Here is a 390-nt window from a genome sequence, read left to right on the forward strand (position 1 = left end):
TGGCGCGGGCTCCGAGTCGGGGATAGAAGCGGATCACGCCCTCGTTCAGGCAGTGCTCGGGGGCGGGTCGGGTGGAGGGGTGTGCAGGATCGGAACGGGAGTTCTGGGGTCGAATGGGTGACCTTGGTGGTGGTTGCTCGTTGTGCTGGGTGGCAGGTGCGTGCGTCCTCGGGGTGGGGGTTGTGGTGGGTGGTGTGCGTGAGTTGACGGCGTCGTTCGTGGTGCCGGGTCCTTGCGGGGTTGCGGTTCGGGATCGTCTCAAGCACCTCACGGCGCAGGATGAGTTGGTGCTGCGTGCGGTCGGTGAGCACCAGGGTGCGCTGGCGTCCCGGGATCTCAGGGCCCGCTGCGCCGATGGGCTGGATCACAGTGCTGGTACGTGGGCAACGC

The 390-nt window shown here is 67.7% G+C and carries 1 pseudogene; it reads left to right on the forward strand.

What is annotated here, in order from left to right:
* Positions 1 to 185: 185 nt before the first annotated feature.
* Positions 186 to 390 (forward strand): annotated as a pseudogene (locus G3I56_RS44605) (IS200/IS605 family accessory protein TnpB-related protein); the annotation flags it as partial.

This window comes from Streptomyces sp. SID12488 (assembly GCF_010548275.1).
Classification (GTDB): Bacteria; Actinomycetota; Actinomycetes; order Streptomycetales; family Streptomycetaceae; genus Streptomyces.